This window comes from Pseudomonas khavaziana (genome assembly GCF_019145205.1).
GTDB classification, from domain to species: domain Bacteria; phylum Pseudomonadota; class Gammaproteobacteria; order Pseudomonadales; family Pseudomonadaceae; genus Aquipseudomonas; species Aquipseudomonas khavaziana.
Genome location: NZ_JAHSTT010000008.1, coordinates 189,126 through 205,714, shown reverse-complemented (window position 1 = coordinate 205,714; position 16,589 = coordinate 189,126). Strand labels below are relative to the sequence as shown.

Genomic DNA, 16,589 nt, shown 5'->3' with positions numbered 1-16,589 from the left:
ACTGCTGCGGGACGCCTCTTTAACCTTCAACCCTCGAGGTCTGTATGAACCCAATGATTCAACCCACTCGGCGCCCGTCCAAGCGCACGCTGCTGGCCCTCGCCTTAATGGGCAGCCTGCCGCTGCTGCAAAATAACGCGCAAGCGCAACCCGCCCTGACGTTGGACCCGAGCGCTGCGCGCAATGCAGCACTGTCGCAGATCAACGACACCCCGGTGGTCAACATTGCCGCGCCGAATGCCGCAGGTGTTTCCCACAACCGCTTCACCGAGTTCAATGTCGGCACTGCCGGGCTGATCCTCAACAATAGCGCCGCAGGCGCCCAAACCACCCTGGGCGGCGCCATTGCCGGTAACAGCCTGCTCAACGGAACCTCTGCCGGCGTCATTCTCAATGAAGTCACCGGTAAAACCGCCTCAAGTCTCAATGGCATGATTGAAGTCGCAGGGCCGAGCGCCCGCGTGATCATCGCCAACCCCAATGGCATCACCGCCAGCGGCGCTGGTTTTATCAACGCCAATCGCGTGTCGTTGGTAGCGGGCACGGCGGTATTGGACGCCAACGGCCAAGTAGCTCGATTGCAAACCGACCACGGCCAGATCCGCGTGGAAGGTGCTGGCCTTGACGCGTCCGGTGCCAACGAGGTCGACCTCGTCGCACGTACCCTGCAGATCAATGCGCAGCTGCAAGCCAAAAAGCTCAACGCCGTGGCCTTGAAAGGCGAAGTCGACGCGATGGACCCAACCACTGTTCTCAAGCACCTTGGCGCCGATGGCAAAGCCGATATCGCCATCGACGTGGCCCAATTGGGCAGCATGCACGCCGACTCGATCCGTCTGCTCGGCAAGTCGGCCGGCGTAGGCGTGAACGTTCAAGGCAACGTCAAGGCCCTGACCGGCGACTTGAAGGTCACCGCCGATGGCAAGGTACAGATCGCTTCAACGGGCGTGTTGGACGCCAAGCAGGCGCTGTCGATCGCTGGCGATCTGAACAATCAGGGCGTGCTGCGCAATGGCGGCCCGTTGAGTATGGTCGGCAATATCGACATCCAGGGCCCGATTCACTTCGGCGGCACGGCTGGGTCGGTTAACAACCTCAAACCTGGCACTATTGTGACGGGCGGAGCCGCCGCCACAGGCGCTCAAAATGGTACGGGTGTGGTGATCAATCGACCGATCGCTTCGCGCCCGTCCTATGTCGTCGCGCCGCCTGTATGGAGCAAGCCGGTGGCGAGCTACCCAGCGTTCAACTGGGGCGCCTATCCGTCGTTCGCGTTTAACACTGCGACAAGCCTGAAACAACCGACCCGCATCCTCCCGCAACCACGCTACTGGTAAACCGCTCCAGCCGGGCGCGGTGGTCCACACCCACCCGGCCACCTCTCAAGCCTCGCTGACGCGGCTGCCTGGACGATGACGAATGAAGCCTGGGGTTTCGGGCATGGTGCCAATCGCACCGGTCCGTATCATTTGCCAATGGGCAAAGCCCTCTAAACCGCATTCACATCCCGCTTGCAAACATTCACTCGGCAAAAGCCCTGAGCGCTGGGCTGGGAGACACATGTCCGTCGATATCACTAAACACAGCTCAAAAGGCTTGTTGTTTTTTCTCGCGCTGTCACTGACCGCAGCGCTCATGAACAGCAGCGCACCCACGCCGCTGTACCCGTTTTACCAAGAACATCTGCAGATCAACGCTGTGGACCTGACGTTTATATTCGGCGCCTACGGTGCCGGTGTTTTGCTGGCTTTGATGACCCTGGCGCGCATCGCCGGCCATGTCAAAGACCAGCGTTTTTTGCTGCTCCCAGCCATTGCACTAGTGCTGATCGGCGCATGGTTGTGCGCCGAATGCGATTCGTTGTGGGCCCTGTGTGCAGCCCGCGCCATCTCGGGGCTTGGCGCAGGGATCATGACCACCGCGGTGAACGTGACGCTGGTGCGGTTCGGTCCGCTCGACAACGGCAAGCTGGCGGCGACGCTGGCCACCTTGGCAATGATCCTGGGGTTGGCTTTCGGCCCGGTACTCAGCGGCGTGGCGTTGCAACTGAACCTGTACCCGGCCAGCCTGCCCTTCTGGTCGATCATGGCCCTGGTCACCATCGCCGCCCTCGGCGTACTGGCGCTCTGGCCGCGCCGCGCCCTCCAGGCCCACACCGCCGCTCACACTGCACAAGCGTCGTTACGTGAAGGCCTGCGCGGTATTGGTCGGCCCTTCCACTTGTGCGCATGGTCGGTGTTTTTCAGTTGGTCGTTCACGGCCTGCGTCTTCGTGATTGGCCCCGGCGCTGCCGAACAGCAACTGGGCTTGAGTGACCGCGGGATGTTTGGCTACAGCATGGCGGTGTACCTGTTGATCGCCGGGGCCAGCCAGCTGTATTGCAAACGCCTGGATGCAGCGCGTGCATTGCGTTCTGGGCTGCTCGCCCAGTGTGCAGCCTTCCTGCTCCTGCTGACGGCCTTCTCGGTCCATTCGCTGACGCTCGCCGCGTTGGCCCTGGTAATCGGCGGCTATGCCTACGGGGCCATTTTTGTCGGCAGTGCGCGGCTGATCAATCAGCTGGCTCCCGCCAACTGCCACGCCAAGTTGGTGGCGTATTTCTATATGACCATCTACCTGTTCAACGCTGTGCCTATTCCACTTGGGCTGCTGGTGGACTCGATTGGGCTTGCCCCGAGCGTGCTCGCCGCCTTGGTCTTTTTTCTGGGGCTCGGTGCCGTGCTGGCGATTCTCGCTGCACGGGTCCGACTCCCTCATGCGCATCAACAACCCGGTTGAGCGCTCGTCACCGTTGAACCCTCAGGGTTCTTAATTTTTTGCCTTACGTCAGTACCGGAACCATGCATAAAAAACTTAAAGTGTGCGTCACGATTGCTGCGGTGCTCGCCATTGGCGGCGCCGTCGGCCTGTACCGGCAGTCCACCTCTGCCCAACCTACCCAAACGTCGGCCGGAACGGCTGCGCCGGCCATCCAGGTGGCCGTCGCCACCGCCACGCAAGCCGATATGCCCAACACTCTGGCGGGTATCGGCGAACTGGAAGCCACCCGCCAAGTCATGGTCACCGCCGAAAGCGGTGGCCTGGTACGTGCCATTGCATTCCAACCCGGCGAGCGGGTGAAAGCCGGGCAAACCCTGGTGCAGCTCAACGATGCGCCGGAACAAGGCGAACTGGCCAGGCTTCAGGCCCAGGCCGCCAACGCCAAGGCCCAGTTACTGCGAACCCAGCGTTTGCTGCCTCAGCAGGCGGCGACGCAAGAGGAACTGGATCAAGTGCAGTCCGCCTACTCCCAGGCGCAGGCCGATATCGTGCGGATCAAGGCGCTGATCGATCAAAAACGCATCAAGGCGCCCTTCACCGGCGTGCTGGGTGTGCGCAAGGTCAACCTGGGTCAGTTCGTGCAGGCCGGCGATGCCATGGTGTCGCTGACCGACGCACAGACGCTGTACGCCAATATCACCCTGCCCGAACGTGCCCTGGCACAGCTCAAAACGGGCCAGGAGATGAGCGTCAGCGTAGACGCGTACCCCCAGCGCTTGTTCAAGGGCCACGTCAGTACCCTCGAACCACGTATCGACCCAGGCACCCGCACGGTGCTGGTACAGGCCACGCTAGCGAATCCGGACAACCTGCTGTCACCCGGCATGTACGCCAATGGCGAAGTCCATCTGCCAGCCAAAAAAGATGTCATCAGCGTGCCCGAAACGGCTGTGAGCTACAGCGCCTACGGTGACTTTGTCTACGTGGTCGAAGGCGCCGATACACAACTGACCAACACGGTACGCCAGGTCTACGTGAAGACCGGTGAGCGCTCCGAAGGCCGGGTCGTGCTGCATGACGGCGTAAAGGCCGGTGATCGCGTGGTCACCTCCGGTCAGTTGCGCTTGAGCAGCGGCGCCCTGGTACGCATCGCGCTCAAGGACACCGTAGGGCTCGATCAGGCCTCGAGCCGCTGATACACCAAGGATCTGAAAATGAAATTCACCGACTTGTTCGTGCGGCGCCCGGTATTGGCGCTGGTGGTCAGCACCCTGATTTTATTGATGGGGCTGCTGGCCATAAACAACCTGCCGATTCGTCAGTACCCCCTGACGGAAAGCTCCACGCTGACGATCACCACCCAGTACCCCGGTGCTTCGCCGCAACTGATGCAGGGTTTCGTCACCCAGGCCATCGCGCAATCTGTCGCTACGGTGGAAGACGTCGACTACATGAGTTCGACGTCGACCCAGGGCAAAAGCGTGATCACTGTGCGCATGAAGCTCAACGCCGACTCCAACAAGGCCATGACCCAGGTGATGGCCAAGGTCAACGAGGTCAAATACCGCTTGCCGGAGCAGGCTTACGACCCGGTGATTGTGAAATCCTCCGGTGAAGCCACAGCCGTGGCCTATGTGGGTTTTTCCAGCCCAACGCTGTCCACTGCTGCACTCTCGGACTACTTGCAGCGCGTGGTGCAACCGCAACTGTCTTCCATCGAAGGGGTCGGCAGCATTGACCTCAACGGCGGGCAGAAAATGGCCATGCGTATCTGGCTGGATGCCAATCGCATGGCCGCCCATGGCGTTTCCGGCAGCGATGTGGCCCAGGCCCTGTTGAATAACAACGTGCAGGCTGCGCCCGGCCAGGCCAAAGGTTTGTATGTGGTATCAGATATCCAGATCAACACCGACCTGGTGGATGTCGCCGAGTTTCGCCAGTTGGTGGTCAAGTCCAGTGCAGCCGGTGTGGTACACCTGAACGATATCGCCACGGTGGAACTGGGCGCGGCGTCGACCGACACCAGCGCCACCATGGACGGCGTGCAAGCGGTGTTTTTCGGTTTGAATGCCGCACCCAATGCCAACCCTCTGGTGATCGTCAAGAAGCTCAACGAACTGCTGCCGGGCATCCGCGCCAACCTGCCGCCGGACGTGAAAGTCGCTGTGCCGTTTGAGCTGGCACGTTTTATCAGCGCATCGATTGATGAAGTACTCGGCACGCTGGGCGAAGCCATCGCCATCGTGGTGCTGGTGATTTTCTTAAGCCTCGGCTCGGCGCGGGCAGTGATCATTCCGGTGGTCACCATTCCCCTGTCGATGTTGGGTGCAGCCGCGTTCATGTCGATGTTCGGGTTCAGCATCAACTTGCTGACCTTGCTGGCGATGGTATTGGCCATCGGCCTGGTGGTGGATGACGCGATCATTGTGGTAGAGAACGTGCATCGTCATATCGAAGAAGGCAAGTCTCCCACTTATGCAGCCCTGCTGGGCGCGCGTGAGGTGGCAGCGCCGGTGATTGCGATGACCCTGACGCTGGCGGCGGTGTATGCCCCCATCGGCCTCATGGGCGGGCTGACCGGTTCGCTGTTCAAAGAGTTCGCCTTCACCTTGGCCGGCTCGGTGGTGGTCTCGGGCATCATCGCGCTGACGCTGTCGCCGGTCATGAGTTCACTGCTGCTCAACAGCCAGATGAACGAGGGCTGGATGGCGCGCAAGGCCGAGAGCTTCTTCCATCGCCTCGGCAGCGCTTACGGACGCGTGCTGGATCTGTCGCTGCATCACCGTTGGGTCACGTTCACGATTGCGGTCATCGTGTTGATCAGCGTGCCGTGGCTGTACAGCCGTGCCCAAACCGAACTTGCGCCCACCGAAGACCAGTCCACCGTGCTGACCGCAATCAAGTCACCACAGAACGCCAACATTGATTACGTCGAGAAGTTCGGCAAGCAATGGAACGACGTCATGGTGACCTTGCCGGAGCAGAGCAACCTGTGGCTGATCAACGGCAGCAACGGCGTATCCAACAGCATCGGCGGGGTCAACTTCGTCGACTGGGAAAAACGCGAGCGCAACGCCGACCAGATCCAGGGCGATATGCAAAGTCGCGCCAACACCATCGAGGGCAGCAACGTCTTTGCCTTCCAGTTGCCTTCACTGCCGGGCTCGACCGGGGGCCTGCCGGTACAGATGGTGATCAAGAGCGCCGGTGACTACAGCGTGGTCTATGAGGCGATGGAAGCACTCAAGCACGCTGCGCGTGAAAGCGGCTTGTTCATGGTGGTCGACAGCGACCTGGACTACAACAACTCGGTGATCAAGATCAAAGTCGACCGCACCAAGGCCAATAGCCTGGGCGTGACCATGAAGGATCTGGGCGACACCCTGGCGGTGCTGGTGGGCGAAAACTACGTCAACCGCTTTGCCATGGACGGCCGCTCCTATGATGTGATCCCGCAGAGCCTGCGTGGTGAGCGGCTGACGCCAGAAGCACTGTCGCGCTTTTATGTGACCAGCGCCACGGGTGGGCAAGTACCGCTGTCCAATCTGGTCAGCGTCTCGACCGGGGTCGAGCCCAATCAATTGACCCAGTTCGACCAGCTCAACTCGGCGATCTTCCAGGCGATTCCTGCCCCAGGCGTGGCCATGGGCGACGCGGTGAAGTTCCTCGAGGCGCGAGCCAAACTGCTGCCGCCGGGTTTCACCTACGACTGGCTTTCGGATGCTCGCCAATACCATCAGGAAAGTGGCGCGTTGGTCATGGCGTTCCTGTTCGCAATCATCGTGATCTACCTGGTACTCGCTGCGCAGTATGAAAGCCTGCGTGACCCGTTGATCATTCTGATCAGCGTGCCGATGTCGATATGCGGTGCATTGATTCCACTGGCCCTGGGCATGGCGACCATCAATATCTACACGCAGATCGGCCTGGTAACGCTGATCGGCCTGATCAGCAAGCACGGCATCCTGATGGTGGAGTTCGCCAATGAGATGCAGGTCAAGCAGGGCCTGGATCGTCGCGAGGCGATTCTGCACTCCGCCAAGATGCGCCTGCGGCCGATCCTGATGACCACAGCGGCGATGGTGGCGGGCTTGATTCCCCTGCTGTTCGCCTCCGGTGCCGGTGCCCATAGCCGTTATGACCTGGGCCTGGTGATCGTGGTGGGCATGTTGGTGGGTACGCTGTTCACTTTGCTGGTTTTGCCGACCATGTATTCATTCATTGCCGTCGACCATCGTATGGCGGCCACCACACCGCGCGCCCGTGCGCTGGCCGCTGCCGATGCAGCCGACGCCGCCACGGCTCAGTCGGTGTAAGGAGACACACATGCATCCTATCAATACCTTCGTGATTCGCCCGCTCGCGCTGCTGGTCTGCTCGGCCTGGATGACGGGCTGTACCGTCGGCCCGGACTACCGGGCCAGTAACGAGCCCGCAGTAGAGCTGACTCAAAGCCCCGATACCGCGCTGTATAGCAGCACCCGCCTACAACAGGATTGGTGGCGACAATTCCAGGACCCACAACTGGATGCGCTGATCGATCAAGCGCTGTCGCGAAACCATGACCTGCGCATTGCACAAGCCCGGTTGCTGGAGGCTCGCGCGGTGCTGGACCAGCGTCAGTTGGACCAACTGCCAACAGTGACCGCCAGCGGGGCTTATTCCCGCAGCCTGTCCCAGGCCAACCCCGGCCCGAGCGGTGAGCGCAACCTGGCCAAGACCTATCAGGCCGGCCTGGATGCGCAGTGGGAGCTGGACCTGTTCGGCAGGCTGCAGCGCCTGTCGCAGGCCTCTTCGGCACGCGCCGAGGCCGTCGCAGCAGACCTGGCACAAACCCGCATCGTAGTGACCGCCGACGTGGCGCGTCACTACTTTGAACTGCGCGGCGCGCAACGGCAGTTGGCGGTGGCCCAGGCCAACCTGAGTAATCAGGAAAAAACCGTGGCGCTGGTACAGGGCCGCGTGGATGCCGGGCGCGGCACCGCCGACGAACTGGCCAGCGCCCTGGCCGAGCGCGCACGGGTGCAAGCCACATTGCCGAGTCTGGAAACCCGTCAAGCGCTCAGCCGTTATCGACTCGCCGTACTCACGGGCTCGCGTCCCAATGAGCTGCAAGCGCTGACCGACCTGAAACCCTTGCCGGCACTGGTCACACGCCTGCCGATTGGCCAGGTCAGCGATTTGCTGCGACAGCGTCCCGATGTCGCCAGCACCGAACGCGCTTTGGCGGCCTCGAATGCGGACATTGGTGCCGTGACAGCCGAGCTTTACCCAAGGATCGACCTGGGTGGCTTCCTCGGCTTCGTGGCCTTGCGCGGTGGGGATTTGGGCGACAGCGGCAGCCGCGCGTTCAGCGTAATGCCCTCGATCAGTTGGCCTGCTCTCCACCTGGCCAGTGTCAAGGCAAGGCAGCGCGAGGCGCAGGCGCGTGAAGTGGGTGCCCAAGCGCGTTATGAGCAAGTGGTGCTGAATGCGATTGAGGAAACCGAGGGTGCGCTGACGACCTATAGCCTGTCGCAGCAACGGGTTCGTAGCCTGGCTGAGGCAGCTGCGCAAAGTGAGCGTGCAGCTCGACTGGCACATGCGCGTTATGAAGCAGGTAGTGCGGCGTATTTGGTAGAGCTGGACGCGCAGCGTACGCAACTGAATGCTCAGGACGCGCTGACGCAGGCAGAGACCGCGTCGTATCTCAATGTGGTGCAACTTTATAAAGCGTTGGGTGGCGGCTGGCGTGCGCCGGAATCAGTGGTATCCAAGTAACCCATAGCCGCCCTGAACGGGGCGGCATTTTCAATGCTTATACATTCGCAATAGCGCGTTCGACGCGCTGGATGAAAGCAGCCACGTCTGGATGGGTATGGACCAGCCCGTCCCGGGCGACAGCGACCTCCAACTCGCGACACAGTTGGATCAGACTTTTAGCTTTGCCTACCGCCAACGCACCCCGAATCCGATGCAGCAAACGGACGGTTTCATTACGGCCCTGCCCCCTGTCCAGCGCTTTAAGCTCACTCATATCCTGGGCGATGGTCTCAAGGAATAGTTCAAGCATGCGCTCCGGTACATTGATCTCGTCTACATCGCTCACCGGCGTATCGATTTCGCAAGCCTGGAAGACCGCAGGATCAAGCACACTGCGCAAACACAGATAGAGCCCCTGGATATCCATCGGTTTGGATAACCAACTGTTCATGCCCACGCGGATGCAATGCTCGCCCTCCTCGCGCAGCGCATTGGCGGTGACGCCGATAATCGGCATATCCACATCGCGCTGGCGCAATGTATCGGCAAGTTCATAGCCGTCAATCAGCGGCATGTTCACATCCGTCAGCAGTACGTCGTAAGCCTTCAACTCCAACTGCAGCAACGCCTGGACGCCATCGGGCACGACATCCACCGTACAGCCGATACGTTCCAGTTGCTCTTTCATCAGCACCTGGTTGACCGGGTTGTCTTCGGCCACCAGCACATTCAGCTCCAGTTGCAGATGCGTCACCGGTGGTTGCGGTAACGGTGCCTCCGATTCGCCAGTGATCGCCATCACCAACGCACGGCAAATGGACCCGACGCTGTTCTGGTTCACCACCACGTCCTGGCCGATAAACTGGGGCGTACTACTGAAATCATGCTGGGCGAAGACATTAATCGCGCCTGAGCTTGCCACCTCAACCTCTTGCGGCATGACCGTCAACACGGCATCAGGCGCTCCGCGAGCATCATCACCCATCACGGTAGTGTGTGCCCCGTGCCACTCCAGCCAGGCGCAAAGGTTATCGGACAAGGTTGCATAGGGGGTGCGAACATCGATGCACTTGCCTAATAACTGCGGCAGTGAAGATTGACGGGCCTCTAGAATTTCCAGGGCCAACTCGAATATGAAGGTACTGCCCTCGCCCAGCACACTGTCCACGCTCAATGCGCCCCCCATCATCTGGCTGAGATGGGAGCAGATAGGCAGCCCGAGCCCGGTGCCGGCGACGGTGTGATGCTTGCTGTCAGCCTGGTAAAAGCGCTCGAACAGTTGCGCCTGCACCGCTTCGGACATCCCTGGGCCGCTATCGATCACGCACCATTGCAGGCTCACTTCGCCTGCGCAGACTCCGATAGGCGACAGGAAGACTGCGACATGCCCGCTCTGGGTGAACTTGATCGCGTTATTGAGCAGGTTGCCTACGATCTGCTGGATACGCAGGCGGTCACCCTGCACAAGGTTCGGCACGCGCGGGTCAACGCAGCAGTAAAGCGCCAGCCCTTTGTTCGCCGCCACCGCCGAGAACCCGCGCACGGTTTCTTCAAGCATTTCCAGAGGCTGGAACGCCACGGACTCCAGAACCAGCTGGCCCGCTTCGATCTTGGACAGGTCGAGCACATCGCTGATCAAATGCATCAATACCGCGGATGAGCTATCGATTGTACGCAGATAACCACGTTGGCGTTCATCCAGAGAGGTCATGCCCAGCAGTTCAAGCGTGCCCAGCACACCATATAACGGCGTGCGTAGCTCATGGCTCAAGGTGGCGACGAAGTTGCTTTTCTGTTCATTTGCCGCATCCGCCGCCTGGCGGGCGAGGAGCAACGATGCAGATGCTTCGCGGTGGGAAGAAATATCAGTGAAGGTACACAGCAACACGCTGTCGCCAAGATACTCGGTGGGTGTATAGCGCACATGCAAGACCCGCTGATCGAGCAGCAGGCAGCCTTCACCGGTAAGGGGTTTATCCTGCTCAAACAGCGGCCATAGCGCCATCATTTGTGCAAACTCGGTTGGCTCGCCCAACCACTGCGTATACAAACTGTTTTGCGTCAGCAGTTCAATCTGCGGCCCTTTGACCACACATAACGCCAGCGGTACTGTCTGCAGCAAAGACAGGTTGAAGTCATGGTTGACCAACAACTCTCGAAAGTCATTGCTCGCCGGCACCACGATGCGCCGCTGGTACCACCGGATGACGCCCCAGCCACAAAGGACACACACACCCAGCAAACCGACCAGCCCAAGTAGCGGCCACCGCGCATCCCGAATCAGTTGCTCATAGGGGATGCGATACAAGGCTTGCCATGTACCGAAATCACCAGCACTGCGTTTGATCAACAGGCCGGAGGGGGTGAAGTGAAAGCCACTTTCGTACTGGTAGATCTGCGGCGACTTGTCGCCCACGACCCTCGTGCCATCCGGCGCAACGACGTCGACAGCATCGAACTGCGGCAGGTCAAAATATTGTTTTTCTATGCGAACGCCAGCCGTATCGAACTCCTCCCAATCGAGTAACGTAGCAGCCACCAACTCTCTTGGTGGGCCCTCTTGCTCCCACGCAAGAGCCTCACTGCGCCCCGAAATATAGCCCAGGATCTGCGTACCCTTGCCGCCAAGGTAACGATGAGTGGGTCGCCAGCGCACGATCAAATCACTGCTGCGCGGTGGAATTTGCAGTGCGGCTCGCCTGACCTCGTGCAGCACCTGGGAAAAATACCTTTGCCCAGCATGGGCCATGGTGGTCTCGTTGCTGAATGCCGGCACGGCAAAAGCGTAATCGCTCATCAGGTCAAACACGAACATCTGCGGAGACTGGAAGGTCGAGCCGCTCCAAAAGTCTCCGTAGACGTTGGTCAACGCATTGCCAAGATGCAATTGCTGATCCAACACACGCGTGTTGCGGCTCAAAATGTCGGTAGGCACTGCCGCCTGGAACGTTAGCGGCAACTGAGAAGCCTGGGCCTCGTAAATACGCACATTGCCCTGGGATGCAGAATTGACCACATAACTGGCGGGATTGAAGACGGGCTTGTATTCCAATTGACTGCTGGCTTTTATCACCCGCAGTAGGAATATCTCATGATCGTAGGCGCGGCTCACCAAGCGCATGAAGTGATAATCAACTTTCAGCACTTCACCGCGTATGACCTTGTAGGTCACCCAATAGCCGGCCACGGCGAAAAATACCAGCAACAACAAAGACACGAGTAAGCCGAAACTCAGGCGTAGAGAGACTTTCTCGAGCTTGCCTACGGTAGATTGCCTATAGCGCATACGTGATGCCAGTTACACGGTTCATCAGGGAAATCCAGGACATTGATTATTCATGTGCGGTTACCGAGCAACGGACCCTGCGGACAAGTCTATAGGCTTTTCATTAGCCAGTAAGATTAGTCCTACATATCAGCTCGAAAGAGCTGACATTTATGGTTACGTATATCCCGCAAAATTAACTCATGGCCATCCCTTGCAGGGCATTACATGAAAACCTCAGCCGCACTCAGCCTAAGTCAGATTCCAGCCGCCCCGAGGGTTCAAGAGCCCGACGTCCAGGAGCTACGCCAAGGGTTGGCGGATCACGAGTTTGTGGGTTTTTACCAACCTCAGCTTTCGTTGAAAACGGGTACGATTAGCGGCTTGGAAGTACTTGCACGCTGGCAGCACCCTCACAAAGGCCTGCTGACGCCCGGTTATTTCCTGCAAGCACTAGCGCGTCATGACCTGATGGATGAGCTGTTCCTGCGCCTCTTCGAGCAAGGGCTGATCCTGCGCCAGAAACTGGCCAGCCTGAACCTGCCATTGACGATGTCATTCAACCTTCAGCCGTCTCAACTCAGCAACCCCATACTGAGCCAGGCGATTAAAGTGCTGCTGCGTGCACATGAGTGCCCTGCCCGAAGCATCATCTTCGAGATCACCGAAACCGGCACGCTCAATCCGTGCAGTGTCGCCATGAACAACCTGTTGCAACTCAAACTGTTGGGCTGCGGTTTGTCCATGGATGACTTTGGCACCGGTTTCTCGTCACTGGAGCGCTTGTGTGATGTGCCTTTCACCGAGCTCAAACTCGACGCCGGTTTCGTACACAAACTCGACACGCACTCGGCCTGCACCGCCATTGTCGCCCATACCGTCAGCCTGGCAGCCAGCCTGGGTGTGTCGCTGGTGATCGAGGGTGTCGAGACCCCGGCCCAGCTCAAGCGGCTCAAAACCCTGGGCGTATCCATTGTGCAGGGATATGCCATCGCCCCGCCGATGGCGGATACCGCGCTGCTGCCGTACATCCTTGAATACATTGCGGGCTCACAGGTGGTGCTGACGTCAGTCTGAACGCCCATTCACATCGCTCTAACTTCCCTCCCCACCCGCCACGTCCGTGGTCGACCTTGAGCCGGCCAGCGCGGCGTACTTGGCATTTTGCAGTCAGGTATACGTTTTCATGTCCACGCTCAGAGCCTTCGTGGCTTTCTTCACCGTACTGCTGCCGGCTGTATCGTACGGCGCTGCCGCAACGATACCCATGCCGCAACAGCCCCTGCACTTGCTTAGCCAAGTGAGTCAGGAACCACAAAAGCTGCAATTACCGGAAGCCGACTGGGCCTGGTTGCGCCAACGGCGTGTCCTCACCCTGGGCGTTGTCGCACCGTTCACCCTGCCCTTCGACATGGTCTACGGCAACGGTGATTACGAGGGCATCAGCGCTGACGTGGCGACAATGCTCAAGCAGCAACTGGGCCTGGATATCAAAGTCGTCGGGTTTGCTGACCGAGGGCAAGCGATGGCCGCCTTGCGAGCCGGCGAAATCGACTTGATCAGCCGGTCCAGCGACTATGATCGCGACTCTTCTGACACGGTGGTGACGCTGCCGTACAGCGTCAATGCCCCCGTACTCTATCAACGCCAGGACAGCGACATTGCGGTTTCCTCAGATCTCAATGGGCTAACCGTAGCAGTCTCCAAGGACTACCTGCCATACGCGCTACTGACCGACCGCTATCCTCATGCACAGTTTTTTACCTACGGCACCACCGCGCAAGCCTTGGCCGCCGTCGCGTTCCAGAACATCGACGTGTTTTTGGGCGACTCGGTAACCACCCACTACTTGGTCAACCATAGCTTTTTCAGCTATCTCAAATTTATCCAGTTCGTGAAAGTCGACGCAGGCGGCTATGGGTTTCTGCTCAAGCAGGAAGATCAACGCCTGCTACGCATTCTAAATGCCTCGCTGACCACATTCGGCCAACTGCGCATGAGCTACCTGATCAAGCGCTGGACCGGCGGCGGCACAGTAATGCCGGACGATAATGTGCATCTGAACGCCCAGGAAAAACGCTGGCTGGCCCAGCACCCAGTGGCGCGCTTCATGATTAACGATGACATGGCACCCTCGGCGTTTTTTGACGCCAAGGGCCGCTTCAACGGTGTGATATCCGACTTGTTCGAGATCATCACCCAACGCACCGGGCTCAAGTTCGAGATTCAACGCGCCTCTAGTTTTGAAGGCATTCAGGACGCTTTACGCGACGGCGATACCGATTTAGCCGTGTTGACGGCCAGCCCGGAGCGGCTGAACCATTTCCGTTTCAGCCATCCATTCGCAACCAGCTCGTTTGCGCTGGTCGCGTCGACGGCTGAATCGGGCCGATCGCGTTCGAGTCTCAATGCTTTGACCGGCAAGCGCCTGGCCATAGTCCAGGGGCATGTGCTGATCGACAGCATTCGCAAAGGCTTTCCCACGGTGCAGTTGATCACCCCAACAAACAACCTTGAGGCCATGCGCATGGTGGTCAATGGCGAAGCCGACGCAGTGTTGATGACCCTGTCCATGGCTCGCTACTACACCGCGCGCCTCTATGAAAGAGACCTGCGCGTGGCCGGGGTCGTCGACGGCCAGGCGGCCACCGCCAACTTCGCCATGCGCCGTGGCGAAACCGAGCTGCAGTCGATCATGGATAAAGCTCTGCTGAGCATCCCACCTGACGAGCTTAATGCAATCACCATTCGCTGGCGCGCAAATGCGGCCATGAGTGGCCAGAACTGGCGCGACTACAAACTGGTCATCCTGCAGATCATCTGCTGCGCATTGCTGGTGCTGCTGATTTCGATCATCCGAATCGTGCAACTGCGCCGTCAGATCCGGCGCCGGGTCGCAGCTGAAAAAGCCCTGAATGATCAGCTGGAGTTTTTGCAAACCTTGAACCATGCCATGCCCGTTCCCGTGTATGTACGCGACCGCGAAGGACGCCTGCTGTCATGCAGCCGCAGCTATGAACACGTCATGAAACTGTGCCAATCCCAGGTGCTGGGTAAAACTGCTTTGCAAACGAACCATGGCGATATCGAACTGGCGCCCTCGCTCCACCAGAGTTACCTGCAAGCCATGGAGGATGGCAATGCCATCGAACAGCAACTGCAGATCACCATCGAGGGACAATCCCACTTCATCGAGCATTGGATTCAGCCGTTTCGTGATTCTAATGGCACGATCGCCGGGGTGATCTGTGGCTGGCAAGACGTCTCGCAACATCATCACCTGATCGAACAACTGCAGCAGGCCAAAACCCAGGCCGACGAGGCCAGCCGCGCCAAAACCCAATTTCTTGCGACCATGAGCCACGAAATCCGCACCCCCATGAGCGCGGTGATCGGCACGTTGGAGTTGGCGCTCAAACGCGCCGACCACGGCGTACTGGATCGAGTGAACATCGACGTGGCCTACACGGCCGCCAAAAACCTGCTGGAGCTGTTGGGCAATACGTTGGACATCGTACGTATCGAATCCGGGCACTTGAGCTTCTCGCCACGCCGGGCCAACCTCAAGAACCTGGTGGAGATGGTGGCGCGAGTGTTCGAAGGGCTGGCGAGAAAGAAGAAACTGGACCTGATTCTCGAGATCGACGCCGGCACCACCCTTGATGTCTCCATCGACCCGCTGCGCTTCAAGCAGGTACTGTCCAATCTGGTGAGCAATGCGATCAAGTTCACCGAGCGCGGCCGAATCGTCATCCGCTTGGTGTGCCGCGTGTTGAAGGGGCAGACACTCAACATGCATCTGCAAGTGCAGGACACGGGCATGGGCATCAGTGAGGCAGACCGGCAAACGCTGTTTCGCCCCTTCGCGCAAGTGACTCAGTCGGACCTATCGGTGCATGGCGGCAGCGGCCTCGGGCTGGTGGTGTCGCGGTCGCTGTGCGAGATGATGGGTGGCCGCCTGGAACTTACCAGCACGCTGGGGCAAGGCACTACGGTCAATGTAACCCTCAAGCTCAAGCTTCTGGAACCGCTGCCTGAAGAAGAAACGCCGCTGGCTGCGTCTTGCGAGGCCACTCCAAGCTGGGCCATGCGAGTGCTGATCGCAGACGACAATACCTTGAACCGTCAAATGCTGCGCGCGCAGCTGGAGTACCTGGGCTGCAAGGTGATTGAAGCCAGCAATGGGCTGGAGGCATTGGAGGCCTGGCGTGCCTTTCCGGTTGACTGGCTTATCACGGATTACCACATGCCGATCATGGACGGAGTAGAACTGACACTGGCGATCCGCAAGGAAGAACAGCAACGCAACAGCGGTGTATTGACGATTCTGGGGGTGACAGCCGACGCCCAGCAGGAAGAAATGGACCGCTGTCTTAATGCGGGCATGGGCGACTGTCTGATCAAACCCATCAGCCTGACCATCCTTGAACAGCGCCTGGCATCACTGGAGCCTGCGGATAAGCCGGCCTATAAAGGCACCAGACCGACGCTGCATCGGCCTGAATTCGACATGAATCTGCTCCAGCCGATTACCGGTGACAACCCGGCAATCATTCAACAACTGCTAGCTGAATTGATGCGCAGCAATCAACAGGATATCGAGCAGTTGCGTGACTTCAGTGAGACACGGGATCTCGCAGGCATTGCGGAGCTGGCACACCGTTTGAGGGGCAGCGCGGCATTGATGCGCAATGACTATCTGCTTGGGCTGTGCAAAGAACTGGAGCATGGCTGCCGAACCGGCGCTGAGGACGTACCGGCGCAGGTCAGGCAGGTGAAGAAGGAGTTACGGCGCATTCAAAACATGCTCGAGCCCTAGGCT

At 59.3% G+C, this 16,589-nt stretch carries 8 protein-coding genes; 7 read left to right on the top strand and 1 reads right to left on the bottom strand.

The genetic code is table 11. The features are described 5' to 3' along the window. Positions 1-44: 44 nt before the first annotated feature. The 5 genes from KVH01_RS20030 (at position 45) to KVH01_RS20010 (ending at position 8,520) form a co-directional block, all read left to right on the top strand. A complete protein-coding gene (locus KVH01_RS20030; protein WP_217882609.1) occupies positions 45-1,337 on the top strand; it encodes a filamentous hemagglutinin N-terminal domain-containing protein in 1,293 nt (430 codons plus the stop codon). A gap of 223 nt (positions 1,338-1,560) precedes the next feature. After that, positions 1,561-2,778, top strand: coding sequence for an MFS transporter (locus KVH01_RS20025; RefSeq protein WP_217882608.1), 1,218 nt, complete (start codon positions 1,561-1,563; stop codon positions 2,776-2,778). Between the two features lie 62 nt (positions 2,779-2,840). Continuing rightward, the gene (locus tag KVH01_RS20020) at positions 2,841-3,956 is read left to right on the top strand and encodes an efflux RND transporter periplasmic adaptor subunit (RefSeq protein ID WP_217882607.1); all 1,116 of its coding nucleotides are present in this window, start codon (positions 2,841-2,843) and stop codon (positions 3,954-3,956) included. Positions 3,957-3,974: 18 nt separating this feature from the next. Beyond that, positions 3,975-7,076 (top strand): MexW/MexI family multidrug efflux RND transporter permease subunit, encoded by a 3,102-nt coding sequence (locus tag KVH01_RS20015; protein ID WP_217882606.1) that lies wholly within the window; start codon positions 3,975-3,977, stop codon positions 7,074-7,076. Between the two features lie 10 nt (positions 7,077-7,086). Next, a complete protein-coding gene (locus KVH01_RS20010) occupies positions 7,087-8,520 on the top strand; it encodes an efflux transporter outer membrane subunit (RefSeq protein WP_217882605.1) in 1,434 nt (477 codons plus the stop codon). 37 nt (positions 8,521-8,557) lie between these two features. On the opposite strand, the gene KVH01_RS20005 is transcribed toward KVH01_RS20010, so the two are convergent. Beyond that, the gene (locus KVH01_RS20005; protein ID WP_217882604.1) at positions 8,558-11,788 is read right to left on the bottom strand and encodes a hybrid sensor histidine kinase/response regulator; all 3,231 of its coding nucleotides are present in this window, start codon (positions 11,786-11,788) and stop codon (positions 8,558-8,560) included. Positions 11,789-11,995: 207 nt separating this feature from the next. Between KVH01_RS20005 and KVH01_RS20000 the strand changes: the two genes are divergently transcribed. Both KVH01_RS20000 and KVH01_RS19995 read left to right on the top strand, forming a co-directional pair. Continuing rightward, complete coding sequence (locus KVH01_RS20000) at positions 11,996-12,844, top strand: EAL domain-containing protein (protein ID WP_217882603.1); 849 nt, start codon at positions 11,996-11,998, stop codon at positions 12,842-12,844. Between the two features lie 109 nt (positions 12,845-12,953). Next, positions 12,954-16,586, top strand: a complete 3,633-nt coding sequence (locus tag KVH01_RS19995; protein ID WP_217882602.1) for a transporter substrate-binding domain-containing protein — start codon at positions 12,954-12,956, stop codon at positions 16,584-16,586. Positions 16,587-16,589 lie beyond the last annotated feature (3 nt).